General features: G+C 56.5%; 25 protein-coding genes. 13 read left to right on the forward strand and 12 right to left on the reverse strand.

The window, feature by feature from the left end; genetic code table 11:
* Positions 1 to 44: 44 nt before the first annotated feature.
* Entirely contained in the window at positions 45 to 1,238 is a 1,194-nt protein-coding gene (locus ACR0DG_RS17050) for a nuclear transport factor 2 family protein (RefSeq protein WP_480698832.1), read from the reverse strand.
* A 159-nt stretch (positions 1,239 to 1,397) separates the two neighbouring features.
* Between ACR0DG_RS17050 and ACR0DG_RS17055 the strand changes: the two genes are divergently transcribed.
* A complete protein-coding gene (locus tag ACR0DG_RS17055; RefSeq protein ID WP_480698834.1) occupies positions 1,398 to 2,405 on the forward strand; it encodes an ester cyclase in 1,008 nt (335 codons plus the stop codon).
* A gap of 111 nt (positions 2,406 to 2,516) precedes the next feature.
* On the opposite strand, the gene ACR0DG_RS17060 is transcribed toward ACR0DG_RS17055, so the two are convergent.
* The 5 genes from ACR0DG_RS17060 to ACR0DG_RS17080 form a co-directional block, all read right to left on the reverse strand.
* Positions 2,517 to 3,596, reverse strand: a complete 1,080-nt coding sequence (locus tag ACR0DG_RS17060; protein ID WP_480698836.1) for a metallophosphoesterase — start codon at positions 3,594 to 3,596, stop codon at positions 2,517 to 2,519.
* Between the two features lie 224 nt (positions 3,597 to 3,820).
* Positions 3,821 to 5,314 (reverse strand): cryptochrome/photolyase family protein, encoded by a 1,494-nt coding sequence (locus ACR0DG_RS17065; RefSeq protein ID WP_480698838.1) that lies wholly within the window; start codon positions 5,312 to 5,314, stop codon positions 3,821 to 3,823.
* 166 nt (positions 5,315 to 5,480) lie between these two features.
* The gene (locus ACR0DG_RS17070; RefSeq protein WP_480698904.1) at positions 5,481 to 5,612 is read right to left on the reverse strand and encodes a DUF2256 domain-containing protein; all 132 of its coding nucleotides are present in this window, start codon (positions 5,610 to 5,612) and stop codon (positions 5,481 to 5,483) included.
* Positions 5,613 to 5,614: 2 nt separating this feature from the next.
* On the reverse strand, positions 5,615 to 7,126 hold the full coding sequence (locus ACR0DG_RS17075; RefSeq protein WP_480698840.1) for an FAD-binding domain-containing protein: 1,512 nt from the start codon (positions 7,124 to 7,126) through the stop codon (positions 5,615 to 5,617).
* Positions 7,127 to 7,262: 136 nt separating this feature from the next.
* Complete coding sequence (locus ACR0DG_RS17080; protein WP_480698842.1) at positions 7,263 to 8,225, reverse strand: LysR family transcriptional regulator; 963 nt, start codon at positions 8,223 to 8,225, stop codon at positions 7,263 to 7,265.
* Positions 8,226 to 8,306: 81 nt separating this feature from the next.
* On the opposite strand from ACR0DG_RS17080, the gene ACR0DG_RS17085 reads away from it, so the two are divergent.
* From ACR0DG_RS17085 to ACR0DG_RS17105, 5 genes are all read left to right on the forward strand, one after another.
* Positions 8,307 to 9,836, forward strand: coding sequence for a trimethylamine methyltransferase family protein (locus tag ACR0DG_RS17085; RefSeq protein ID WP_480707241.1), 1,530 nt, complete (start codon positions 8,307 to 8,309; stop codon positions 9,834 to 9,836).
* The gene (locus ACR0DG_RS17090) at positions 9,836 to 12,229 is read left to right on the forward strand and encodes a GcvT family protein (protein WP_480698846.1); all 2,394 of its coding nucleotides are present in this window, start codon (positions 9,836 to 9,838) and stop codon (positions 12,227 to 12,229) included. The genes ACR0DG_RS17085 and ACR0DG_RS17090 overlap by 1 nt, the downstream gene beginning before the upstream one ends.
* Positions 12,226 to 14,604 (forward strand): GcvT family protein, encoded by a 2,379-nt coding sequence (locus ACR0DG_RS17095; RefSeq protein WP_480698848.1) that lies wholly within the window; start codon positions 12,226 to 12,228, stop codon positions 14,602 to 14,604. The genes ACR0DG_RS17090 and ACR0DG_RS17095 overlap by 4 nt, the downstream gene beginning before the upstream one ends.
* The gene (locus ACR0DG_RS17100; RefSeq protein ID WP_480698850.1) at positions 14,601 to 15,914 is read left to right on the forward strand and encodes an aspartate aminotransferase family protein; all 1,314 of its coding nucleotides are present in this window, start codon (positions 14,601 to 14,603) and stop codon (positions 15,912 to 15,914) included. The genes ACR0DG_RS17095 and ACR0DG_RS17100 overlap by 4 nt, the downstream gene beginning before the upstream one ends.
* 251 nt (positions 15,915 to 16,165) lie before the next feature.
* Positions 16,166 to 17,386 carry an amidase gene (locus tag ACR0DG_RS17105; RefSeq protein WP_480707237.1) on the forward strand — a complete coding sequence of 407 codons (1,221 nt, stop codon included), beginning with the start codon at positions 16,166 to 16,168 and terminating at the stop codon, positions 17,384 to 17,386.
* Between the two features lie 108 nt (positions 17,387 to 17,494).
* On the opposite strand, the gene ACR0DG_RS17110 is transcribed toward ACR0DG_RS17105, so the two are convergent.
* Positions 17,495 to 18,100 carry a helix-turn-helix domain-containing protein gene (locus ACR0DG_RS17110; protein ID WP_480698854.1) on the reverse strand — a complete coding sequence of 202 codons (606 nt, stop codon included), beginning with the start codon at positions 18,098 to 18,100 and terminating at the stop codon, positions 17,495 to 17,497.
* 114 nt (positions 18,101 to 18,214) lie between these two features.
* On the opposite strand from ACR0DG_RS17110, the gene ACR0DG_RS17115 reads away from it, so the two are divergent.
* From ACR0DG_RS17115 to ACR0DG_RS17145, 7 genes are all read left to right on the forward strand, one after another.
* A complete protein-coding gene (locus ACR0DG_RS17115; protein ID WP_480698855.1) occupies positions 18,215 to 19,405 on the forward strand; it encodes an LLM class flavin-dependent oxidoreductase in 1,191 nt (396 codons plus the stop codon).
* Complete coding sequence (locus ACR0DG_RS17120; protein WP_480698857.1) at positions 19,398 to 20,075, forward strand: glutathione S-transferase family protein; 678 nt, start codon at positions 19,398 to 19,400, stop codon at positions 20,073 to 20,075. Before ACR0DG_RS17115 ends, ACR0DG_RS17120 begins: the two co-directional genes overlap by 8 nt.
* Complete coding sequence (locus ACR0DG_RS17125; protein WP_480698859.1) at positions 20,075 to 20,557, forward strand: flavin reductase family protein; 483 nt, start codon at positions 20,075 to 20,077, stop codon at positions 20,555 to 20,557. Before ACR0DG_RS17120 ends, ACR0DG_RS17125 begins: the two co-directional genes overlap by 1 nt.
* The gene (locus tag ACR0DG_RS17130; RefSeq protein WP_480698861.1) at positions 20,554 to 21,450 is read left to right on the forward strand and encodes an alpha/beta hydrolase; all 897 of its coding nucleotides are present in this window, start codon (positions 20,554 to 20,556) and stop codon (positions 21,448 to 21,450) included. The genes ACR0DG_RS17125 and ACR0DG_RS17130 overlap by 4 nt, the downstream gene beginning before the upstream one ends.
* Positions 21,447 to 21,821, forward strand: a complete 375-nt coding sequence (locus ACR0DG_RS17135; RefSeq protein ID WP_480698864.1) for a nuclear transport factor 2 family protein — start codon at positions 21,447 to 21,449, stop codon at positions 21,819 to 21,821. The genes ACR0DG_RS17130 and ACR0DG_RS17135 overlap by 4 nt, the downstream gene beginning before the upstream one ends.
* A gap of 348 nt (positions 21,822 to 22,169) precedes the next feature.
* Positions 22,170 to 22,400 carry a hypothetical protein gene (locus ACR0DG_RS17140; protein ID WP_480698866.1) on the forward strand — a complete coding sequence of 77 codons (231 nt, stop codon included), beginning with the start codon at positions 22,170 to 22,172 and terminating at the stop codon, positions 22,398 to 22,400.
* Between the two features lie 101 nt (positions 22,401 to 22,501).
* Positions 22,502 to 22,891: an ectoine synthase gene (locus ACR0DG_RS17145; protein WP_480698868.1), complete on the forward strand. Its 390-nt coding sequence runs from the start codon at positions 22,502 to 22,504 to the stop codon at positions 22,889 to 22,891.
* A gap of 221 nt (positions 22,892 to 23,112) precedes the next feature.
* Here the strand turns inward: ACR0DG_RS17145 and ACR0DG_RS17150 are convergent, their stop codons facing one another.
* From ACR0DG_RS17150 to ACR0DG_RS17170, 5 genes are all read right to left on the reverse strand, one after another.
* Positions 23,113 to 23,565 carry an imm11 family protein gene (locus ACR0DG_RS17150; protein WP_480698870.1) on the reverse strand — a complete coding sequence of 151 codons (453 nt, stop codon included), beginning with the start codon at positions 23,563 to 23,565 and terminating at the stop codon, positions 23,113 to 23,115.
* Entirely contained in the window at positions 23,553 to 23,717 is a 165-nt protein-coding gene (locus ACR0DG_RS17155; RefSeq protein WP_480707239.1) for a hypothetical protein, read from the reverse strand. Before ACR0DG_RS17155 ends, ACR0DG_RS17150 begins: the two co-directional genes overlap by 13 nt.
* Before the next feature lie 627 nt (positions 23,718 to 24,344).
* Positions 24,345 to 24,695, reverse strand: coding sequence for a hypothetical protein (locus tag ACR0DG_RS17160; protein ID WP_480698874.1), 351 nt, complete (start codon positions 24,693 to 24,695; stop codon positions 24,345 to 24,347).
* The gene (locus ACR0DG_RS17165; RefSeq protein WP_480516741.1) at positions 24,671 to 25,135 is read right to left on the reverse strand and encodes a phosphate-starvation-inducible PsiE family protein; all 465 of its coding nucleotides are present in this window, start codon (positions 25,133 to 25,135) and stop codon (positions 24,671 to 24,673) included. The genes ACR0DG_RS17160 and ACR0DG_RS17165 overlap by 25 nt, the downstream gene beginning before the upstream one ends.
* Before the next feature lie 49 nt (positions 25,136 to 25,184).
* Positions 25,185 to 25,973, reverse strand: coding sequence for a transporter (locus ACR0DG_RS17170; protein WP_480698876.1), 789 nt, complete (start codon positions 25,971 to 25,973; stop codon positions 25,185 to 25,187).
* Positions 25,974 to 26,000 lie beyond the last annotated feature (27 nt).

Raw genomic sequence — 26,000 nt, forward strand, 5'->3', positions numbered from 1 at the left:
AAGACGCACCCCCAGCGGGGTGCGTTTACGCTCTGACCGGGCCGTTATTCTCCCAGGATTTGCATCAGGATTCCGAATTCGTTGAAGACAGTCCATTCTTTGAGGACTTTGTTATCCTTGATCTGCCACTGGGTGATCCCCCAGACATGCGCCTCTTTTCCGGTTGGCTCGCCATAAGCGCCGTTACCGCGATGGGCACCAACTCCGCCCCAACGAACCGAGACCAGAAACCCATCTTCCGCGTTCCCCATCCAATAGATGTCATCGACCGAGATTCTGATATTCGGGAACATGGCGATCATTGACATCACATGCGAGCGCAACTGACCGACACCGCGATAAACCCGGCTGGTCGAGCCCTCAAAGACCACATCCGGCGCATAAACGCGATCCATCGCGCTAAAGTCGCGACGGTTCCAGATACTTTCAAACGCGGCGCTAACGAACTCACGTACATTGCCATCAACAACGTCAGGGATTGTCGGGCGCTTGGGGAACCCTTGGCCGCCCAAACGGTTCGGATCGCTTGCCGCATAGTTCGGCGCGAATGGCCCCTGGGCACGTTGCGAAGCGATGCGGCGGGCGGTTTCGCCAACGTCCAGCCCCATCTGTTGGATCAGGGCGGCGGTGTCATAGGCGACATGCTCGTCGTAAATCTCATTATCCCGCGCGACGCAATTGGCGATACAAAGCAGGCGCAACGGGCGGTTTGTCGGCGGACCAAATCGCGAAAACCCTGTGTTCGTGCCAAGGATCATGGTTCGGTGTGACGTGTGAAAACTGACCTCGTCATTTCCCGCCCAGATCACTTCATCCGCGACCAGTCGAATATCAGGAATTGCGTTGTTGGTATGAACGGTATCAGCAACGATCTTGTCGCGACCATATTGCAGGCCGATGTCATCCCACACCCGGCAATCATGGCTGTAGGTGTCGTAGATAAATCCGATGTCCTTTTCTTCCCAGATCTGGTGGGTGATGCGAACGATGTAATCGACGATGTTCTTAAAACGGGGCTCGAACCCATGCATCGAATGGGTCACGACATGGTCAGGTTCTTTGTCCAGGAATTCGCGCGTACCACCACGGCGGTAATTCTCCAGCGAAACCGAAAAGTCCGCAGGCATATGCTCATCGCTTAACGGACGAAAGCGGATATGCGTGCCCCTGTCCTTGCCCGCGGGTTTTGGCGTCCGTGTTGCAGAGGGCTTTCCAAGGGCTTCTGTTTCTTTTGCCATTTTGAACCTCGAATCAATTGTTCGCATACGTATTCTCTTTCTTAGCAACAGTTTTACCCTCCATTTACATAAATTTTCAAACTTAAATTCCACCACGGGGATTGATGTGCTGAATTATGGAATATATTATTGCATACGTTTTCAATACAGGATCGCAAAATGGAACTACAAGACGCCAAACAGCTGATACGGAATTTCTATGGTGAAGTTGACGCGGCTGAACCGAACAACGCGGCGGACATTTTGGCACGATACACGGGAGAAGGCTTTAAATGCCTTTGCAGCTACCCTTTCAATGAACTCCGCGGACCCGAGGCGTTCGCCCAAAGCTTCTGGACTCCCTTCAAATCAGCCTTTGCCCCAATTCAGCGGCGCGAAAACATCTTTTTTGCAGGCCGCAATCGTCTGGATGACTACAAGTCCTTGTGGGTGTGCTCGATGGGTCATTTGCTGGGTCAGTTTCAAAAGCCGTGGCTTGGGATTGAGCCGACGCAAAAAATGGCCTTCCTGCGGTATTGCGAGTTTTTCCGCATCGAAGACAACAAAATTGCAGAGTCGTCACTTCATATCGACATCATAGGTTTGATGATCCAAACGGGCAGCAAGGTCATCCCTGAGCCGACGGGCGTTTACACAATTACCCCTGGGCCACAAACGCAAGACGGGCTGCTGTTCGGGCCCTGCCCACCGGAACAGGGCGAAGAGTCGCTGGATATTCTTTATGGCATGTTGAACACGCTCATTACGTCGGGGGTGCGTACGACGAAATCCGATCTGGAAAAGGACTGGGCCGATGACATGCTATGGTGGGGCCCGGCGGGCATCGGCGCGTCTTTTACGCATGAGGGTTACATGAAAGGTCATACCCGGCCATTTGAGGACGGGTTGGAATTCGTACGTCACAATGGCCATGCAACGCGGATCGGCGAAGGCGCCTATTGTGGTTTTTTCGGATATCCGAGCCTGACCATGAAACCAAAGGGCGGGTTTATGGGATTAACCAATATCTCTGAAACCGAAGCAGACATGCGTATTGTCGACCTTTACCGATGCGAGGACGGTAAACTGGCTGAGAACTGGATTTTCATCGACCTGCTGTGGTTCCTGAAACAGCTGGGCGTTGATCTGCTAGAACGCCATCGCAAAATGACTAAGCCCGCCACCTAACTGCGCTAGCCTTAACGGTGTTTCGCCGCGCATGACGTCGGCTAAGGCGGCTTATCAAACATATTCTGCTTGATGCTGAACCAAACGGATCTAACCGGTGCCTTACTGACTTCACTCGCAAGAAAGCGATCGTCTCTCCAGTTCGCAGCGGTTTAACACCTGCCCTTTTGCGTCAATCGCGTCAATCAGCCAACCGCCGTCAGGTTGCCTGTTCAGCATCAGAAAACCGAACTCACCGTTGTTGACGATGGTGCGCGCCAGACTTCCCGCAACTTCAACGTCATTGGCAATGCCGGAAGGCATGGGATCAAGCTGCGTTCCGCTGTTGCCGACGATGCCCTGAACGGGTCCATGCAACAGGTCTATTGCTTGAAAGGCATGAATATGGCCGGACAGAATAAGGCTGACAGTCTCTGGAATAATTGCGCCGAAAGCCTCGCGCTGTGTGTCGTCGCCATCGATCAGCTCGCCAAAGGCGTGCATGTTCACCCATAGTGGGCGATGCGTAAGCAGCCATGTTTCATTGCTGGTATTCGCAAACACGTCCCTGGCCATTTGCCCGTAGACCGGCAACAAATCAGGGCTGCTGAGCGGTGCGGGACCAGCAGAGGAATCGAAGGACACAAAATCAAGATCACCCACCGAGGCGCTCCAGGGTTCGGTCACTGCAGGGCAGTTTGCCGGGAAAGAACCAGATGCAAAATAGCGAAACCATCCTTTGTCGCCGCGCCCGCAGTTTTCATGATTTCCGCGTAGAAAGATAAACGGGGCGGTTGTCAGCAGCTTATCTGCAGGTTCCAACCAATCGGCGGACCAAGCCTGATCATTATCACCGAATGGAGATCCTCCGCATTTCTCGGGATCCGGGCATTCCGATGATCGGTACAGATAATCTCCGACGTGGATTACCAGATCCGGTGATTTCGACACAATTTCTTCCGCTATGGATTTCAACGGCCAGGCGGCTGGATCATTGCAATCCTGAACGCGGCTTCCCCGAATGCGGCATCCGGTATCCCCAAGCACGATAATGCGTTCTGCGTTTGGGCGCAGAATTGGCAGCGGGCTTCCATTGAGCGACAGACTTTCCGTGGCTATTGACGCGCGGTGCTCGCAGACGCTTTCGTCGAAAGCGTTGTTCGGTTCTGCACGTTTGGCCATCGCAAAAAACTGCCCGTCGACTTCAATCATTGGACAGTCGGGTGTCGTCGAAATCGCACGAACTATGATTGTGTTATCAGGTCCCAATTGCACCCATTGATGCAATACGTCCGCGGCCAACGCGGTAACGGTCCCGCAAATCCCAACCCCCGCCGTGAACATGAATGAAGCAATCCGAGCCAGCAATTCTGTACCTCTTTTGAAAGTCAAACCAAGCTTATAGCCCGAGCTTCAAGAGTCCAGCAAACAGGCTTTCAAAACTGCTGATCCAGAAATGTGTTAGCGGCATTAAGGTGCTGTTGTTTGGTCTCTGGCCCCATTCGCGCCGCTGCTTTACACATCATGGACCATCTGGGGTTGCGGGCAAGATCGTCCTGATGCTTGAAAATGAACCTCCAGTACAAACCGTCCCAGGTCTCTGCCCATGGACCTTTCCCCCAATGGCTCATCTTTCGGACATAGTTCGAGCCTGAAAAGTAAGGCTTGGTGGTAATAAGCCCGCCGTCGGCATGCTGGCTCATGGCATAAACGTTCGGGACCATAACCCAATCATAACTGTCAACGAACATCTCCATGAACCACCGATACACCTCATTCGGGTCAATCTCGCAGAGAAACATAAAGCCCCCCAGGACCATCAGGCGTTCGATGTGATGGCAATAGCCTGTTTGCAGGATGCGCTGGATCGTGTCGTCGACCGGGCCGATGCCTGTCGTCCCGTCATAAAAAGACGCGGGCATCTTGCGGGTATGGCCCCAGTTGTTTGAAGTGCGCATCTGAACACCAAGGTGTTCATAGGTGGCGCGCATGAATTCTCTCCACCCGATGATCTGGCGCACAAGACCTTCGACCGAATTGAGCGGAACGTTTCGTTTCCGTGCAAATGACAACGTTGCGTCGAGCACTTGTTTTGGCGTCAACAGTCCGATGTTCAGCGCAGGCGTGAGAACAGCGTGCCAGAGCCAGCTTTCACCCTCCAAAATAGCGTCTTCAAAGTCGCCAAACCTGTCAAAGCGGCGTTCCAGGAATTGATGCAACCACGCTTCCGCAGCCTGATGAGACGTTGGATAGTAGAGCTTTTCTATCGTGCCCAGCGCATCTGGAAACTCAGACAACACACTGCGCTTGGCAGCTTGATCCACGGCGTCATGTTCAGGCCAATCTATCCAAGGCAAGCTGTTGATCAGCGTTTTGGGAACCTTTTTGCGATTGTCTTTGTCAAAGCTCCATTGACCACCAAGAGGCTGATCGCCCTCCATCAAAACACCAAACCGGCGGCGTTGGTGTTTGTAAAAGTCGGCCATGAACCAGCGTTTGCGGTCCTTGATCCAAAACTCATTGTCGTCAGGCTTGTTCAAAAAGCCCGGCGATGGGCGGAAGTCCAGGACTAAGTCCAAAGCGCGCGCAGCCTTTTCCAGGCGTCTGCGTGCAATGAAGTCCACAGAATCTACCATGACTATTTGATCAATCCCCTCTGAGGCGAGGCGTTGAAACAGTCGAAGGCAGGCATCCGCTCGCTTTTCATAAGGGTAGATCTCGGCATTGACGCCTTTGGCGCGCAAGATCTGATGAAAGCGCGCCATGCTTGCACGGTGGAGCCATAGCTTTTGCTTGTGCATCCGCATCGGATATTGCGCGTCGCCGAAAAATAGCGGGTCTTCAAACAACACCACACGATCCCGGCTCTCATCTAAACCGGGGTGTTCAGCGAACAGTTGATTGGGCAGAAGCACTGCGGCTGAGGGCATTTATCGTCTCGTGGGTTCTGTTTGAGTTCGACTTAAGTCGCTGGCATCTCAAGGCAAACAAGAGTTGGCGCGGCGCCATACGCATTGATGAACTTGCACCCCAGCAAACGGGCTGAAGATCAGCCGTATCTTTCGAAGACCAAAGACTGCTTCGGCAGCACAGGATTCAAGAAGATCGCCGACACCGAACCGAGCAATAGCGAACTTCATCCCACACCTTCGCCCATTTCTTGCGCCATGCGAACGGACGACCACATGTGGCGCATGTTTTTTGAGGCAGCTCCGATTTCTTGCGCATTTTCATTGGGCATCTCCAAAAGGAAGACTCAGCTGCACCGCCCCGTTTTTTGACCCCCGCCCACGCTTTGGACGCCCTGTCTTACGGCTCGCATGTTTGGCAACGATCGCTTGCGCCTCAGCCCGGAACCTGGGACCACGTCGCACTGCCCAGACACGCTCACGCGCGGTTTTTGCCGCGGCAAGGTGGTCAAAGATACGAGCTGGGTAACGCCGCCCTATCACGGTACAGGGCGTTTCCGACCTCCAAGGTTCGTGAATGTATTGGTCAGGAATTTCCGCCAATTCAGGCAGCCACCTTCGGATAAATGCGCCGCTTGGGTCCTGATCATACCCTTGTTTGACCGGGTTATAGATGCGCACCGTATTGATGCCTGTCGTGCCCGATTGCATCTGAACCTGGCTCCAGTGAATGCCGGGTTCATAGTCGGTGAACATCCGCGCCAGATGCTGCCCCGGCGCGCGCCAATCCAACCACAGGTGATAGCTTGCCGTTGCCATCACCATCGCGCGCATCCGAAAATTCAACCACCCTGTCGCCTGCAATGACCGCATACAGGCATCCAGAAACGGGTATCCTGTCTCACCTACGCACCAAGCGCGCAAAAGTTCAGCGTCAGGGATGTCAGGACGCAGACTGTCGTAGTCCGAATGCATGTTTTCGAACTCGATCCGGGGGTCGTCCTCAAGCTTTTGGATAAAATGGCAGTGCCAGTGCAATCGTCCGGAAAATGAACGTAACGACTTTTGCCAGTTTCGCGCCCCTTTCGGCAGGTTATGGCGGCGCTTTTCACAGGCTTGGGCAACTTCGCGCATCGAAATGGCGCCCCACGCCAGGTACGGCGAGAGCCTTGAGCACGCCATCGCCCCGTCAACCGGGATGGACATCGCGCGTTGATAGTTTTCTCCGCGATCGCTCAGAAAACTCGTAAGGCGTTCCATGCCAGCGCGCCGACCCCCAGCCTGACGCTGCGGGCAAGGATCATCGGACAGACCCAGATCGCGGATCGTTGGTATTTGCCCCGGCTCGACGCTGACGGGGTGCAGAAATGGTGCTCGGCTGACGTGTTCCGCCATGACCCGATCCCAACGTGTCGCCCAACCATCCCGGGACTTTAGCTTTCGCCAAACGCCGTGGTTTTGCACCTGGAACCAGGGCACGCCCTGTTCGCGGCACCACGCTGCGACACGCAGATCACGCTTGTAGCTCCAATCGTTCCCCGTCTCTTCATGGGACCAGAGTGCCTGCAGAAGCCCGCTTTGCTTTAACGTCCCAAGAACTTCGGTAATGGACCCAAAACGCACGACCAAAGGTTGACCCATTCGAGCCAGATCGTCACGTAATTCCACAAGCGTCTCGGCCACAAAACTCCAATGCCGCGCGGACGCATCCGGTTGCTGCCAAAGCTCGGGCTCAACAACGTAAATCGGCAGAACAGGTCCATGTTGCGCGGCCTGCACCAACGCACGATGGTCTTCCATACGTAAGTCGCGTTTGAACCATACGACCTGCAATTGCCCCGTCCTTGCGCATTGTTAAGACGAAACATTAATTAGGCCAGGTCGACATCTTATCCACCTGAACAAAGACGTGGTGACTTGGGAAAAGCACCGAGCACCGCCGTGTATTCTTTGTCTCAAAGGATCTGGTTCAGCCGCAATCCAAGCTCGTTTCCGCGATATTTCCCATCTGTGCTTTGATCTGCTTCGACAGCTCTTGGCTCGACAGGTCTGCGAAAGCCTTTGGCAGGTTCTGCAACTCGCCCTTTCTGGCAACGACTGTCAAAGTACGCGACAGACCAGAAACCGGTAGCTCTACTATTCGAAGGCTCATGTTTTCGACCAGCCCATCGATCAACAACGTGGGGGTCAACAGGCTAAATCCCTGCCCCGCGGACACACATGACGTCACCATGCTGGAGCGGTCCGCCTGAATGACCTTGCCCGGTTCAAACCTCAAGCGCCTCAGGTGCTGGGCGATTTGGCGGCCGGCATTTGTGGTATCGCCAAAGCGAACCAGTGGCAGTTGCCTTTGGATCGCATCCAAACTGTTCGTCGGACCGTCATATGCCTTTGGCAGAACCAGCAGGTACCTCTCGGTCAGCACGTGATGGCGTTCCAACCCATCCATATCCAAAAACGGGTTCGAAGTAATCGCCAGATCGGCTTGTTTGGTCCGCAGAAGGTGTTCGTGGTTGCCGCTCTGACCGGCGTGGAGTGTTATGTCTTCGACCGAAAACACCCGTTGGGCAAGATCGATCAACGCAGGTGTCAGGGTGGTCGCGATTGAGGCTTGGATGCCGACACGCAGCAAGGTCAGAGACTTTTGACCAACATGGCGCAATTCCGTTTCCATGTCCGACAGCGCGTCCAGAATTTTCTGTGCTTTCCCGTGCAGTCGTGCCCCGGCGTAGGTCAGCCGTGCCGGGCGCGTGCTGCGATCCAGTAGCACCGTACCAAAGGCTTTCTCCAGTGCCGTGATATGTTGCGAGGCCGCGGGCTGCGAAAGGTTCAAAAGCTTTGCGCCCGCGCGCATTTGACCGGTTTCTGCCACTGCAACAAAAACCTCAAGCGAGCGCATCAGCCCGGGTGGCAAACTACGGCGATCCAGCATCTACGCATCCTTAGTATAAATAATTTTTATACAGTTGAGATTTTCTTGGTTTGCGTCAAGTGCTGCTGCATGACTGTTGGCATGGTTACTTCTCGGTCATCTCGACGCCGTAAGGCCGCGTCCAATCGCCTGGGGTTAGAGCCGCGTGCGCCATTCATTCGGCGAAAACTTGCGACCTTTAATGTGCTCAGTAACGAGGGACTGGAGCAAATCGAGGCCAATGCCGATACCATCCTCGCCGAGACGGGGATGGAGTTTCAGGATGATCCTGAGATCCTCAAGATCTTCGCGCAGGCGGGCTGTGATGTGGACGGCACCCGCGTGCGCTTTGCCCCTGGTTTCTGCCGCAACACCATCACCGCAACCGCGCCCGCGCAGTTCACTCAACACGCGCGCAATCCGGCCAATAGCGTTCAGCTGGGCGGCGATTCCAGCGTGCTGTGCCCGGCCTGGGGACCACCTTTCGTACACGATCTGGATCGCGGCCGTCGCTATGCCTCGCATCAGGATTTCATTGATTTGGTAAAGCTCCACCACAGTTTGCCATGGCTGCACCATTCCGGCGGTGTCGTGTGTGAACCGGTCGATCTGCCAGCCAACAAACGCCACCTCGACATGCTGTACGGCCATATTCGGTATTCCGACCGGGCCTTTATGGGGGCTTTCATCGGAACCGAACGTGCCGGTCATGCCATTGACATGGCGCGGATTGTGTTTGGTGAGGATTTTCTGGCGGAAAACGCGGTGCTCTACTGCGTGTCGAACACAAACGCACCGCTGGTGATGGACAGTCATATGTCCGGAGCTCTCAAAACGTACGCGCGGGCGGGTCAGCCTGTGGCTTGCACGCCTTGGGTTCTGACCGGGGCCATGTCGCCCTCAACCGTTGCCGGGACGTTGGCGCAGGTACTGGCGGAAACCATGGCGACAATGGCGCTGACCCAACTGGTAAACCCCGGCGCGCCCTGTTTGATGGGCAGTTTTGCCTCGACCATGTCGATGAAATCAGGCGCGCCTACCTTCGGCACGCCCGAAGCCGGGTTGATGGTGTTGGCTGCCGGACAGCTTGCCCGCAGACTGGGGGTGCCCTTGCACACCGTGGGCACACTCAGTTCGTCAAAGCTGCCCGATGCCCAAAGCCAACAAGAGGCGGCGTGGGGCCTGATGATGTCGATGTTCGCGGGGGCCAATCTTATCAATCACGCGACCGGCTGGCTGGAGGGCGGCCTCGTCACATCCTTCGAGAAAACGATCATCGATCACGATCTCTGCGGCAAGATCGGACGTTTCTTTGACGGCATCGACATGAGCGAGAACGCACAGGCGATGGAGGCCATTGCTGCAACCGGGCCGGGGCAGCATTTTTTGGGGTCTGAACACACGCAGGCCAATTTCATGTCCGCCCTGTTCCGCCCATGGACGCCGGATGACAATTCCTTTGAGCAATGGCAGGCTGCAGGCGAAAAGGACGCCGCGATGCGGGCCAACGCGATCTGGAAAGAGCAGCTGGAGGCTTACGAAGACCCCGGCCTTGATCCAGAGATTGACGAGGCCTTGCAAGACTACATCGCGATGCGCAAGGCGGAACAGCCAGATCGGGATTACTTCTGATGTCGCGCACCCTCATCATCGGCGGCGGTGTCATCGGGCTGAGCGTGGCCTACCACCTTGCCAAGCGCGGAGCCACGGATGTGACGGTGCTGGAACGCAACCAGCTCACCTCCGGCACCTCCTGGCATGCGGCGGGGATCGTCGGGCCCCTGAGGGCGACCCCGAACATGACACAACTGGCGATGGCCGCTTTGGAAGTCTTCCCCGCGCTTGAGGCCGATACCGGAATGTCCACCGGCTATCGCCGCACCGGCGGCTATTGGCTGGCGCGTGAGGCCGCGCGGATGGACGAGTTGCACCGCATCGCCGATCTGGGCGCGGTGCAGGGGCTGTCCCCACAAGTGATCTCGGCGGACGACGTGCCGATGCCGATGCTGGACCTGACGAACCACGTAGGTGCGCTGCACGTGCCAGAGGACGCCAATGTCAATCCAGTGGACCTCTGTATGGCCTACGCCCGTGCGGCCAAAACCCGGGGCGTTACAGTCCGCGAACAGGTACAGGTCGAGCGGCTGTTGACAGAGGGCACACGCGTCACCGGTGTCGCCCTGTCCGATGGAACCGAGATGCTGGCCGACAAGGTGGTGATTGCGACCGGCGCGTGGTCGCGTGAACTGGCGGCGACAGCGGGTGTTGCCCTGCCCCTGCAGGCGGTCGAGCATATGTATGTCGTGACCGAACCGATGCCCGATCTACCCGACCCGTTTCCGGTGATCCGCGATCTGGATCGGGGTATCTACCTCAAAGGAGACGCGGGCAAGCTTGTCATCGGAGGGTTTGAACCCAATGCGAAATGCTGGGACGCCTACGGCCCCGAGAGCAACCGCGCCTTCCTGGAAATGGCCGAAGACTGGGACCAGTTCGCACCTTTCATGGAGGCTGCGCTGGAGTTGTGCCCGTCCCTGGAAACCGTCGGCATTCAGCATTTCATGAACGGCCCCGAAAGCTTTACCGCCGACACCCGCCCTCTGGTCGGTGAAACCCATGTAGACGGGTTGTTTGTGGCGGCTGGCATGAACTCGGTCGGCGTGATGTCCTCAGCCGGGATCGGGCGGGCGCTGGCGGACTGGATGGTCGACGGCCACCCTCCGATGAATATGTGGGAGGTCGACGTGGCGCGCGCCGATCCGATCTCGGCAAGGCCCTATCATATGGATGCCCGCGTGGAAGAGGCTGTATCCGACTTGTTCGCGCTGCATTGGCCTTACAAGCAGCCCAAAGCCGGGCGGGGCCTGCGAAAATCCGCTTTGCACGACCGCTGGGCGGCACTTGGCGCGCAGTTCGGTCAAACCGCGGGGTGGGAGCGTGGGCTCTGGTATGGTAATGCGCAGCCCTATTCGGTCGGGGCCCAAGGCTGGTGGCCCAACGCGGCCAACGAAGCGGGCGAGATGGCCGAAGGGGCCGTCCTGCTGGACCTTGCCCCAATGACCAAGCTGCGCGTGGACGGGGATGAGGTTTACGAGGCGTTGAACTGGCTCTCCTGCCGTAGCCTCGCACCTGATGGTCACGTCCGATACGCGCCATTCTTGAACGATCAGGGCGGGGTTGAGATTGACGCCACGGTGCAATGCTACGCACCAAAAGGGGCGCGGATCACCAGCCCAGCCGCAACCCGGCAGCGCGATCTGGCCTGGCTGCGCCGCCAACTACAGGGCTTCGACGTTTCGCTAACGGATCAAACCGAGGACTTCGTGATCCTCGGCTTGATGGGCGGCGGCGCGCGGGCGATGATGGAGGACCTGACAGGCCGCGATCTGCGCAATTTCGAGCTGGGGCAGGTGCGCAGGCTTATGCTTGGTGACAGTTCTCACTGGGTGCAGCGGCTGAGTTTCGTGGGCGAATATGGCTATGAAATCTGGCTGCCCACCTCGGCAATCCATCGCCCCAGCCCTGTACCGGGACAGGTATTTGATGCCTTGCACGCGCTTGGTGCGCGACCGATGGGCTTCTTCGCACTGGACGGTTGTCGGATGGAGAAAGGGTTCCTGCATTGGGGTCATGAGCTTGATCCAACTACCACGCCGCTTGAGGCCGGACTGGGCTTTACGATCGATTGGACCAAGGACTTCATCGGCAAGGATGCCCTTGTCACGCAACGCGAAGAAGGTGTCCGCAAACGATTGGTGCCAATGCAGATCGAAGGCGACGCGCTGATGCTGCATGATGAGCCTATCTTTGAGGCCGGGCATCATGTTGGCTTCACCACCTCGGGCGCACGCGGACCGCGCACTGGGCTGAACCTGTGCTTCGCGCTGGTCTCCACCCAACAGGGTGAAACACTGGCCGAGACCTGCGCGCGGCAATTCACCGTACAGGTCGCCGGGAAATCCTACGCAGCCATACCGCTGCGCCGCCCACCCTTCGACCCGACAAACGAAAGGATGCGCGCATGACCCAAGCGCAGGTTGTCATCATCGGAGGCGGCGCAATGGGCGTGTCGCTGATGTACCATCTGGTCAAGGCCGGGTGGTCGGACGTATTGCTGGTGGAAAAGAACGACCTGACCCATGGCTCGACATGGCACGCGGCGGGGCTGTGCACGCATTTCGCGCATAACCCGACCATTCAGGAACTGCGTGCCACCTCGGTCCGGCTGTACCGCGATATCCTGCCGGAAGAGACAGGGCGGGATTGCGGATTCCACCGCTCGGGCGCAATGCGGATCACGCGAAACCCGGATCGCATGGACGAATTCCGCCACGTGGCGGGTCTGTCGGACTTCACCGGCTACCCGCTAGAGGTCCTGACACCCGAGCGTATTGCCGAACTGCACCCATTGGCGAGCCTCGACGGGCTGATCGGCGGCATCTATGAGCCGGATGACGGCCACGTCGACCCCACGCTTGCCACGCAGGCAATGGCGGAAGTTGCCCGAAAGGGTGGCGCGCAAATCTCGCGCAATTGCCCTGTGACCGCCATCCGCCGCGAAGGCGCGCATTGGGTGATCGATACGCCTAAAGGTGCTGTGGAAACCGTGCATGTGGTCAACGCGGCGGGCACCTGGGGGTGGGAAATCGGGCATATGATGGGGCTCAACATCCCCTCGGTCCCGGTGCTGCATCAGTATCTGGTCACGGACACCGTGCAGGCGGTCACAGACCGGATCGCGCAAGGCCTGCCCGAACTGCCCATCATCCGCGACCCGGAGGAAAGCTGGTATGTGCGTCAGGAGCGCGACGGGCTGATCCTCGGCCCCTACGAGAAAGAGGCGCAGGTCTGGTCCGTCGATGGCGTCCCGCCCGAGTTCGGTGCGGACCTGATGCCACCCGATCTGGACCGGGTAGAACATATCATCATGGCCGCGATGGAGCGTATCCCGGCGCTGGAAACAGGTGGGGTGAAGTCGGTCATCAACGGCCCGATCACCTTCACCCCGGATGCCAACCCGCTGATCGGCCCGGCGCATGGGCTGCAGAACGCTTGGCTACTGACTGGCTCGTCTATGGGCGTGATGGAGGGTGGCGGCGCGGGCTGGTTCCTCGCCCACTGGATGACCCACGGCGCGCCGCCGATGGATGCGCTGGCGGTGGACAGCCGCCGCTTTGGCTCATGGGCGGATCGCAATTATCGCGTGGCCAAGGCCATCGAGTGTTTCGGTCTGCAATTCGGCGTGCATTACCCGCACGAAGAACGCCCCGCCGGGCGTGGCCTGCGTCTGTCGCCTCTGCATGACCTGATGGTGGAACGCGGCGCGGTGATGGGGGCCGCCCATGGGTGGGAACGGCCCAACTGGTTCTCGGACACACCTGACGCCTCAGCAGATGAGACTTTCCGCCGGGCCAACTGGTTCGCCCCCGTTGCCGCCGAGGTCGACGCCGCCACCAACCGCGTGGCCATGGCGGACCTGTCTGTGTTCTCAAAGTTCGAGGCCAGCGGCCCGGACGTGACCACCTTTCTTGAGGCACTTGGGGCCAACCGTGCGCCCGGTGTCGGACGTATCGGCCTGACCCACGCGCTGACCCCTGCGGGTGGCGTGTTGTCCGAATTCACAGTGACCCGGCTAACCGAGGACCGCGCCTATCTGACATCGGCAGCTGCGGCGGAAGAGATCGACTTTGATCTGCTTAGAAACCGGGCTGCCGGGTTCGACGTCACGATCTCAAACGTGACCGAAGACTATGCCGTTATCGGGGTAATGGGGCCAAAAGCCCCGAATGTCCTGCCGGATCTAGCCGATATGCCGTGGCTATCTGCGCGCGAAACCGAAGTGAACGGGGTCGTTCTGCGCGCGTTGCGCATGTCCTATCTGGGCGAATGCGGGTGGGAGTTGCATGTTCCGCGTGGCAATGCTGTGCAGTTGTTTCTCACCCTGGAACAAACAGCGCAGCCTCATGGTCTTGGCTATTACGGGGCGTATGCCGCCAACTCGATGCGGCTGGAAAAGGGTTATCGCGGCTGGGGCAGCGACCTGACTACAGAACGTAGCCCGCTTGAGGCCGGTCTAACCCCTTTCATCCGCAAGGATCTGCGCGACGCGCTTGCGCGTGAGAATCCCTGGGACATGGTCTTGCTCGAAATCGAGGCGGGCGAGGTCGATCCATTCTACGCTCACACCCTCTGGCAAAACGGGCGTGCCGTGGGGATTGTCACCTCAGGCGCATACGGCCACCGCACTGGTAGGGTTCTGGCGCTGGCCTATCTGCGTGACACTACTGCGCGCGACAACCTGACCGTTTCGATTCTGGGGCAGCAGCGCAAGGCAAAAATACTGCCAGAACCCCCGTTTGATCCCGAAAACATCCGTATGAAAGCCGGAGCCAACTCATGACTGATCACCCCCTTCACACCGATTGGAACTTTGACAGTACCGCCGCCCGGCGCGATCAGTATTATGCGGCCTCGCTTACGCGGTTTACGCCTTTTCGCGAACCGATTGTATTCCAGAAAGGCCGCGGTCAGTACCTTTGGGACACGCAGGGACGAAAATACACAGACCTTCTGGGCATGAATGTCTGCATTTCGGTCGGCCATTCCCATCCGCGCGTCGTGGCCGCGGCCACCGCGCAGGCGCAGGAACTGACACATTGCACGACCATGTTTTATCATCCGACGCCCGCACATCTGGCCGAGGAACTGGCCGCGACAATGCCGAAAGGTCACGACTGGGTGGTGCATCTGACAAACTCAGGCTCTGAGGCCATTGATCTTGCCATGACTATGGCGCGGACCTTTACGGGAAACCTAGATCTTTTGGCCTTGCGGACGGCTTATCACGGTCCAACGGCCGCCGCGCAGTCCATCACCGGGATATCCGGTTGGCGTCACCCCGGCATGCCCGGAAACGTAGCCTTTGTTGCCGATCCGAACCAGTATCGCGGTATCTTTGGGCCGGGCACCGACCCATATCTCGACGAAATCACTCATACGATCAATGCCGCCACGTCCGGTCAGGTCGCCGGGATTTTCGTCGAAAGTGTGCAGGGCTATGGCGGTATTCACCAGATGCCCCCCGGCTATATGTCAGGCGCTGCAGAGCGTGTGCGTGCAGCGGGTGGGCTTTATATTGCTGATGAAGTTCAGTCTGGATTTGGTCGCACTGGCGATCATTTCTGGGGATTTGAGGCAGACAACGTTGTGCCTGACATCATTGTCATGGCCAAAGGTTTAGGCAATGGATTCCCGATTGGTGCGGTCGTAGCAAAGAAACATGTGGCTGAGCCGATGGCAGAAAAGTTCATGTTCCATACCTACGGTGCAAACCCGACATCCGCTGCTGCCGCCCGCGCAGTGCTTGCCGTTATGCGCGACGAGGGCCTGCAAGAAAACGCCAAGACCGTCGGGGGTAAACTGCTAGAGCGCCTTCATGATCTGAAGGACAAACATCAAGCCATCGGCGACGTGCGCGGGCACGGGTTGATGCTGGCTCTGGAATTTGTGACCGACCGCGACAGCAAAACCCCCGACAAAGAGATGACGACAGAGGTTTTCGAAGCCTGCCGCGCTCAGGGCATAATCCTGTCCAAGTCCGGGCCTTTCCAGCAATGCCTGCGTATGGTTCCGCCCCTGTGCTTGTCGATGGAAGACGTGGATCAGGTTACAGCAAGCCTCGATCGGGCTTTGTCGGATGCGGCCACTTAATGGCCGAGCCCAGCACCCAACACCAGTTGCTTGCAGCAATGCCGACACAAATTCGATCATCGTGATTTACGGGCCGTAAGATGGCAGTTACCATCTGCAGGGCCGCTGCTTGGCTAGCCTTACCGTTGACCTAAGCAACGGCGGGAAGCGAAGGGAAACCCATGTCCTCCACTACCAATAATCAGCTAGCAGATACCCTTTCTGCCGTCGCGCGTACTGAAAAAATGGTGCACGCGTACCGGCACATTCTGGTGTCCGAGGACGACATTCCCAAAACCCCAGACACCGCGACCATTAAGGGATGGCCATTTGCTGTAAAAGAAGTGTTCGATGTGGCCGGCGTCGCAACATCCGGAGGCTCGAAAGCATACGCAGACCGCATACCTTCGCAAGATGCTACGGTGGTCAAACGGCTGCGGTCCGCAGGGGGCATTCTGGTCGGCACACAGATCGCGCATGAACTGACCTGTGGCCTCGATCAACCACCAACACGAAACCCTTGGGATCTGTCCTGCTATCCGGGCGGATCCAGTGCGGGTGCTGGCGTTTCAGTTGCCGTCGGCTCTGCGCGGTTTGCACTTGGTACCGATGCGGCAGGCTCTGTTCGCATTCCCGCTGCGATGACCGGAACAACGGGTTTGAAACCGACCTGGGGGCTCATCAGCTCGCACGGGGTTATGCGTCAGGCGTCGGCCCCATCTATTGACCACGTGGGTATCATCGCCAGAACAGCATCAGAGATCGCCCAAATCCTGCCAATCCTCGCGGCCCCCGATCCCTGGGATACAGCGACGCTGCAAAGCCGCCCCCGACACAGCGACCCTGTCTTCCGCTCCCAAAAAGTCGCGATTCTGGGCGAAGCGACTTTGGAAGCAATTGCCCAAACCTGCGACCTCGACCCGGAAATCAACGCCGCCTTTTCCGAGGCATGTGCTGTTTTTCGTCAAACGGGTGCAGACGTTGTCGAGGTCGACCTTCCTACACTGCCTCAGGCCGTTGACGCAATTGTCACGTTTTTCGCGGCCGAACTCGCGTGGGCCAATGCTGATACTCTACACCAGCGACGAGGTGATTTTTCACCTGCGGTTGCAGCGATGATCGAAACCGGGTTGGCGACACCCGAAGATCAATTGGTAAATGCCATAAACACGCGATCAAAGTTGCGTCGGGAAGTGACTGCCGTGCTGGAAAATGCAGAGGCTCAGGTATTGCTGACACCGACGACGCCACGCCCGGCCATGCCTCTTGCGCGTTTTGACCCAACACAGGAATTGGCGACCTTGATACCTTTTACTTGCGGCTTCAATCTGACCGGTCACCCCGCAATCAGCGTTCCCTGTGGTCAAACCAAAGCTGGCCTTCCGATTGGACTACAGTTGGTTGGCCGCCATTTTCAGGAAGCTGCGCTTTTGGAGATGGCGGAGGAGTTTCAAAAGTTGACCCAATGGCATCAGATGCGCCCTGACGTTTGAGATGTGCGCGAAACAAGAATTCTATTCTTGGACTAGGGCTTTCAAACAACTTCCTTGTCCGATCAGCCCCCAGGCGGCTTCGTACTACTAAAAGTCGATCGTCGAAAATCACCAAGTGATACGTATCGGCGACATTGCCCAGACCATTGTGGCCTCTTTCCCAGTCTTGTTGCGAAATCGGTGGGCGATCATGGACGGGTAGGAAAAGCTGTCTCCTTCGCGCAATGAAATGACCTCGTCCCCCAATCGCAGTTCGACTTCGCCGCTCAGGACGATGGCGTGTTGCTCACCTTCGAAAGAATAGCCTTCCAACGGTTCGGGCGGTTCTCCTGCACCCGGGCGGAAGCGTGACAGGATCAGGTAGCAATGGCCGGATAATGTGCTTGAAAGCAGTTCATCTTCAAAACCCAATTCCTCGGTTGAGCGCGTGTACATAGCGGACAGCGCCCGGCGGTTTTCGCGCCGCACGACGTGCTTTCGTTCAAGCGGTCCCTCGCCCGCTTGTTTGGGAAAAAACCAATTGGGATCAACCGAAAGTGCCGCGCTGATTTCGCCAAGCAGATCGTCCGACACCTTGGCCGCCCCAAGCTCGATCCGGCTGAGATAGGCTTTGGAACAAGACACGGCCTCGGACAGGTGCTGCAGGGTTAACCCCCGAGCCTTGCGCACTTCGCGAATTTCACTGCCAAGCCGTTCGGCGTCAGTTTGGGACACGTCATTTTTCATAACTTCAGGATAAATGATTTTAGTTGACTTTTCGAGCAAAAATCAACTTAGTTGAAAAGAGTAGAAAAAATCAACTACGCTTGAACTGTCTGGGAGGATGTTATGCGCTTTGATTTGATTGCCAATTTCAGCCCTGGCGAGACGATTCCATGGACGCGCACGCTGGAGATGATCCTCGAACAGTGTTCGCTGGCCGAACAGGCGGGCTTCACCACTGCATGGTTTACTGAGCACCACTTTGCCCATAACGGCTATATGAATGCGCCGCCCAACCCGATCCAGATGGGTACACATGTGGCCGCGCACTGCAAAAAACTGCGGGTTGGCACGGCCCCCATCATCCTGCCGGACTGGCATCCGTTGCGGGTGGCCGAAGATGCCGCGATGCTGGATAACATGACGCAAGGCCGGTTCGATTTCGGTGTTGCCAAGGGCATCAATGAGCGTTCGACCCTTCAGTTCAACCGCGATGCAGACCGGCGCGACAATGCCAAAGTCATGCGGCTGTATCAGGAAAGCCTTGAGATTATCCTGAAAGCCTGGACCAACGAGGCCTTTACGCACCACGGCGAATTCTACCAGTTTCCGGTGCCCGGCTGGAAAGAGACCAACCGGTTCTTTGACCCTCTGGACCCGCGCTATCACAGTGAAGATGGCGAGTACAAAGCGATGTATGTGCATCCGCGCCCCTATTCCAACCCTCATCCGCCTGTCTGGCTGATGTCGAATGCTCCGCCCACGTTCAAACTGGCCGGAGAACGCGGCTGGGGTGTGATTTCGATGGCGGCTGGCCCCAAGGCGACGCTGGCCTGTTGGGAACCTTATCGCGAGGCCCTGTCGCAACGCGAAGGGCGCGAGGTGAAGCTGGGCGAGGGTGTTGGTGTTTGCACGGCGTTTTATGTCGGTGAAAGCATGGAAGAGGCGGTGAACACCATCCGGGGCCCGATCAATGCTTATTACGAATTCCTTGGAGGGTCGCGTCCGAAGGGCGAATGGACCAAACACGGCTATCTGGACGTGGGCGAAGACATGACGTCCGAGGATGAGGATATGGACTGGTTTGATTTCCTCAACAAGCGCGGGATCATTGTGGTGGGCGATGCCGAATACGTTGCGGATCGCTTTGCCGAGCGGCAGGAAACCATCGGCCTCGATCACCTCATGCTGATGCAGCAATATACCGGTGTGCCTTACGAAAAGATCCTCGCCAGCTGGCATCGCCTGTTCGAGCAGGTTGTGCCCAGGTTCGGCACGCAATCCATTGCTCAGAAAAGGGTGCTGGAACATGCTTGAGATTTGGGGGCGCCCCTATTCATCGAACGTCATTCCGGTGATCTGGGCAGCGAATGAGCTGGGTTTGAACTACACCCTGCACCTGGCCGGTGGCAGCTTTGGCAAGCTCGACACTGAAATGTACGCGCAGATCAACCCCAACAGAATGATCCCTGCAATCCGCGACGGGGATTTTGCGTTGTGGGAGAGCCTTGCCATCGTGCGCTATCTCTGTGACCAGTATGGTGCCGGAACGCTCAGCCCGTCCGACATCCAGACCCGCGCGATTGCGGATCAATGGATGGAGTGGTCGGCCAGCCGTGCCTTTGGTCCGGTGATCTATCTGTTCTTTGCCACGGTACGCACGCAACCCGACCAGCGTGACCCGGAAAAGATCGCCAAGTTGCGTGACGAAGCGCATGACGCCCTGACCATTTTGGACCAACACCTTGCGGACAACCCCTATGTCTGCGGTGACAGCTTTACTATGGCAGATATCCCACTGGGCTGCGTGGCCTACCGCTATTTCAACGTCGAGGTCGATCGCCCGCCCTTGCCGAATGTCGAGGCATGGTATCAACGGCTGACGCAACGCCCAGCCTATCAGGATCACGTGATGCGTCCTTTCGGGACAAACCCTGATGAATGGGCCGCTTTGGAAAAAGCCTGTGCCAGCGAAGGGGTGTTGTGATGGACATCCGGGATTACCGCCGCGCCCTTGGCGCTTTTCCGACAGGCGTGACCATCGTGGCCACCTATGACACGGACGGCGAACCGTGGGGCCTGACCGCCAATTCCTTCACGTCGGTCTCATTGCAGCCGCCGGTGATCTCGGTCTGTGTTGCAAAATCGGGCCGAGTCTTCCCGACCCTGTCGCAATCCGATCATTTCGCCGTCAATATCCTGTCGGCCGATCAGAAAGATCTTGCGATGCACTTCGCCAGTGATGTCGAAAATCGGTTTACCGACACGGAATGGACCCCCGGAACCGCGACGCCCCTGATCCCTGGCGCATCGGCGCAATTGGAGTGCGTCGTTCACGGCAGAATCGACGCAGATGATCATGAGATCCTGTTGGGCCGCGTCGTCCACTACACCCACGTGCCCGTTCCGCCACTTGTCTTTTGCCGCGGCGCGTTCTTCTCTGCGCCCCAACCCGAGGCTTCGCCATGAAAGATCATCTGACCTATCACACCAGCTTCAGCCCCGAGGAGTTCGACGCGCAATACAATCTACGGGCCGGGCGGCCTGACTATGAAGAGACCGTAATTCCCGCTTGGATCCGCGACAGCGAGGCCGCGCGCGCGACCTCCGATTGCAGCCTCGATATCCGTTACGGGGAAGGCGAGAAGCAAAAGCTGGATGTCTTCCGCTGCCCAGATGCGGATGCGCCGACGCTGGTTTACGTGCATGGCGGCTATTGGCAGCGCGGCGACAAGTCGATCTACAGCTTCATCGCACCGCCCTTTGTTGCAGCAGGGATCAATGTTGTGATCATCGGCTATGACCTCTGCCCATCCGTGACCATCACGCGTATTTCCGAAGAAATCCGAGAAGCCATCGCCTATGTCTGGCGCAACGCGCGCGATCTGGGCCTCAACCCGGACCGTATCACTGTGATGGGCCACTCGGCTGGCGGCCATATCACCCAGATGATGATGGCGACCAACTGGCCAGTGTTTGGCGCTGACCTTCCAGCGAACCTGATCAAATCCGGCATCCCGGTCTCACCGCTCAGCTACCTTGAACCGGTGCGTCTGACCGAGGCGTTGAATGCCGGTATCCGCATGACCCCCGAAGAGGCCGAAGCCGAAAGCCCGATGACCAACCATCCCCCGATTACAAACGCCCCTCAACTGGTCGTGGTCGGCGGCGCGGAAACGGATGAGTTCCACCGTCAAGCGCGAATGTATGTTGAAAAATACCAGACCCCAGACCGCCAGATGATCCTCTATGTCGTGCCTGATGTCGATCACTTTGACGAGCTGAACACGCTTGTTGACCCAACTAGCCCCTTCTTCAAACACACCTGCACAATGCTTCAAGGAAAAGGACCACGCGTATGACCGAATTGACCCGAGAGCTTGTCGACTCTGTCGGCGATGCCTTCAACGCAAATGATATCGATGCCGTGATGAAGCATTTTGCTGAGGATGCCACCTTTGATCATGCTATTGGCCCCGATGAACATGGTGTTCGTCTTGAAGGGGCCGAGACAATCCGAGGGGCCTTTTCCGCATTGTTTGAAAAAGTCCAGAACGTCCATTGGGAGACACTGGATTGCGCCATCTCCGGCAACAAAGCCTATTGCGAATACCGCCGCACCGCGACGCACAAGGATGGCAGCAAAGAAGAATTCCTAAGCGTTGATATTCTGACCTATCGCGACGGTCTGATCGTTCACAAGGACACTTACTACAAGCAACGGACAAGCTAACCTAACTATCTTGCGGCAGTCCAGAAGGTGGTGGCTTTGTTGTTCGAACAAAGCTCCGCATCGTTTGTTTCGGTTCTTTTATGCCGTATTCTGTAGACACAGGGACAAGGTTGTTTACAGAACTGGAGTCATCGGTTGCCTTGGGGAGACTCTGAGGGCGAAGAATCTGCAAGCGACGGTTAATGGCACCATGGCCATGTAAGGCTGAATAGACGCAATCGGCATCACCATGGGTAACGGCGGATCGGTCCCTGAAGTCACCAAGCCTTTCGGATTTAATCCGGATTTGGGCGGACCGCTTTTGGAACCCAGCAGTGAGCTGTGGCATAAAAGTCTGAGCATGTATGCGTGCTGAGCGTCGTCAATATCGTCCGTATCGTCACACCGATCTTACTCACGGAAGCCGGCGATGCGTTGCACAGCGTCTCAAAGCTTTACGGAGATCGCTATGCACGGCACAATATTCGCATGAACAACGTGCTTCCCGGTTTTTGCGCGAATGTGACCCTGGCGGAACGGTCCCGCAAGGAAACTCCTGCACGTCGCCCTGCAACCTTCGCAGAGATCGAGGAGGCCTGAGTATTTCTTGCCAGCGAAGGGGCTAGGTGCATCGACGGTCAGAATATTTTGTCCGATGGCGGTATGAACCGCGCAGTACGGTAACTGAAAGGCAGTGCAGTATGATTTTAACGACGCTCAATGATATTCTAGGTACAGAACGAGATGTGTCCGGACCGGGTTGGAGCAGCAGGCGACTGCTTCTGGCCTCGGACGGCATGGGGTTTTCGTTGACGGATACGATCGTCAAAAAGGGTGCCATGCTTGAACTAGAATACACGCATCACCTTGAGGCCTGCTACTGTATCGAGGGCAAAGGCCAAATCAAAGCAGCCGACAGCGAAACGTGGCACCCACTTGAGCCTTTTACGCTTTATGCGTTGGATCAACATGATCGGCATGTAATACACGCCTCAGAAACTGACCTGAGGTTCGTTTGCGTCTTCAATCCAGCCCTTAGCGGGCGTGAAGTGCACCGCAAAGACGGGAGTTATGCGCCAGCTGAGTCCTAAGAGCGGACTTTGTATACGTCCGAACGGCTTGACCAGAACCTATAGTCTTGCGGACGTCATATCGGTCAGCCGACATCGTCGCCTCGAAAGAGCTTCTGCAGCTCATCGCGAATGTTCTTATCTTGAAGCAGCGCCTAGGGACAAAAGCTATGGACGTTTTAGCCAATAGGGGCCGCCATAAAATCCTCTTTAAACTTGATCTCTGCGCCGAAAAAATAGTCCTAGATCACGATGCACTTACGCAGTTTTAAAGGGCGTGAGACCTTCGCGGCACGCAGGGCCTGAGCCAATGCATCGCTTACAAAAAATGCGGAGCGCATTTGCGTATCCATCCACAAATCGGGCCCTTCCAACGCATCTGAACTAACCGCAATATCCTTGTCCTGCATGGCGCCCGGCGGCTGCCAGATATCATAATCTGGATAGGGTTTTCCTAAGCGCAGCGATTGATCCGTCAGAACAGCAGTCTTCTGGACACCAAAGTTTAGGCAAAAATACTCCCCTTCAACCGGGGTCGTGCGGTCATGCTGAAACAGCTTGACAGGATATAGTTCACCCTCTCCAAGATCGAACTGGCGTAAAACATCGGCGCAGTCAGACGAAACCGTCCACAGCCCGCCGCCCATAAAAAGATTGGGTTGTTTCTTTTCGTTCTTGCTCTTTATTCTGCGCACATTTCTTTAGGGAAGCCTTCAGGCAGCTGACGTACCCCACGTCTGTTCTGCTCCATGGCCTCGATGGCGCGTTTTTTATCATTTAGAACGACGTCTGCCTCAAACCCCTTGATGCTGGAGATGGTGGACATCGCATCGCTGATCCAGATCATTGGTTTCTTGGCCATTCAAAGCAGTACTGTAAAATAGAGATTCTGATAACCTCGTACTTCTAACTCTCAAAGCAACATCTCTAGCACGTTACGTTGGCAACTCAACGAAGACACGATCAATATCCTTCAACGCAATAAAACAAATTCTGGTCCGCACACTAAATGCCATTATTTTTTACTGTGCACTCAAGCTTGTTTTCTTGTGGTCCGAGATTTTTTGGCAAGTTAAGCGCTTTTAATAAAGAAATGTCTGGCTTGTCAGATCTGTTTGACTACGCGGTTGATTTGAGATGAAGTAGAAATCGCTTTTCGATGCCCTTCACTTTGATCGTTTCTCGTTGTTTTAGAATGGCCTTGGGTTCTACCACTACTTTTTGGGGAGCTTGCGTAAAAGCGTTACCACAAACCCCACCGTCGCTCTATTGCTTCCACAGTGCTTCCAGCGGGAATGGCGCGTGGCGGCATCGCCGCTCTATCCGACCCTTAACATATTGCTTTTTTGATGAAATTTTGGTTGCGGGAGGGCGCAACCACCGTTGCCGAACGCAATTGAAATGTCAGGTATAGGCGCGGACCCGACATACCCAACTTATCACTAAACTTCTGTTGTGCGGACAAAGCCGCAGTTCACTTTCTGGACGGTGCTGACGCAGCATATTTTAGCAGTCGCGGCACACACCTTGCTGCGACGCAGCGCATGTCACCGAAGCAGTCGTTAACTGGCACCAATTTGGACCGAACCGGCACCTCGTTTTCGCTGCTGGTGGTACAGACGTTCGAGACGCGGACGAAGCGATCTTTCGTCGGACAAGTCCCAAGGTCTGCTTTCGGATTTTTGGGATTGTCGAACGTTTTTTCTTTGGCTGAATAAGTAGCAAATTGCAGCTTCAAAAAAACACCAATGTCGACGATTTCGCTTAGGCTAGCATCGATAAAGGCGTCCTTGGAAATTCCTACTTGCCACGCCACAACAACCAATACGTGACTCCAAACGCCAGACCGAGTCCAGAATACCCAACGAAATAAAGCGGCTCCAGGTCCGTCGTGTCGAGTGTGATGACCTTTCTGGCAACGGCCATCAGGGCAGTTGCAACTACCAGCTTCACATGTATGACATCGGCCGTCAGGTAAAGCGTGACATTCGTGTAAATCTCGATGGCGATCAGTACGACAAGCGCGGCCGCAAAAACCTCCAACAGATCACTGACGTCAAGAACCAGGACCGGCGGACTTATAAGCTTGATGTAGAACGAGTAGCCGGCGTCGATGACGGCAAATCCGATTACAACGACCATGAACAAAGACATCACACGAACGGCATGTCGAATGAGCCGATTGCAGCTTCTGACAATCAGATCCTCATGGTCTGGGTCAAGCTCGACATGCGCTTGCGCATTGCGTTGCATCTGATCGGCCATCAAGACCTCCCTATTTTCGACGTTTCATGAACAATCCTTCAGCCAAACGTCAGCGGCCTCTGGGCAAGACGACCTGAGCCTGCAATCGTAGGCGAATGCCCTCGGCACCCACCTCGGGCGCTTCCAGCCAGTAGCCCGCCCCCGCTTGCAGATTGACTGGCAGCGCCCCCCATTGGACCAGCTTGGAGATCGAAGCGTTTATAGGCACAGCCCAGGCTTCAGTTTCCCAGTCATAGGTGCTTTCGCTTTGCAGCGAATAGGTCCACGCGCCTTCGGTGGAATAAGCAAGAAAGGGCTGAAGAAAACTCACATTCGTAGGGGTGTCGGGGTTGTTTTCCAAGTCCCACAGATGATTGGCCAGCGCACCATAGGTCCACGGCCCCGTCTGCCGCAGGGCAATCCCGGTAATCCCAGCGGCCCATGTATCACTCGATACGTCGCTAAAGGTTGGAAAGCGCACAACGGGACCAACGCCCCACGTTACGTCCCCGGTTCCGATTGGCGAGAACCAGGCAGAGAACAGGATATCTCCTAACCCTTCCTGGCGTGTGCCCGGCACAACGTCTTCCTGCCAGATGTATGGAATGATAGTTCGTGTGATCAGGTTAAGGTCATCGTTCAGTTGAAAGGGCACGACTGGTTGAAAGTTCAGCGTGGTGCGCGAGCCCTGATCAGAGACGCCCAGATTTTCATCATAGTTCAATTGAAACGGAACCGAGACGATTGCCGCAAGTGGATTGGCTAGTTCCTGGGCCAGATCGGATGCCTCGTCTGCAACGGTTGTGGTTCCGGCACTGGCTGCAAAAAGCAGCCCCAAAAGAGTAGGGGATCGACGCATAGCCGTGTACTCCTTTTGAAATGCGGG

It is taken from the genome of Ruegeria sp. BG8 (genome assembly GCF_056538325.1).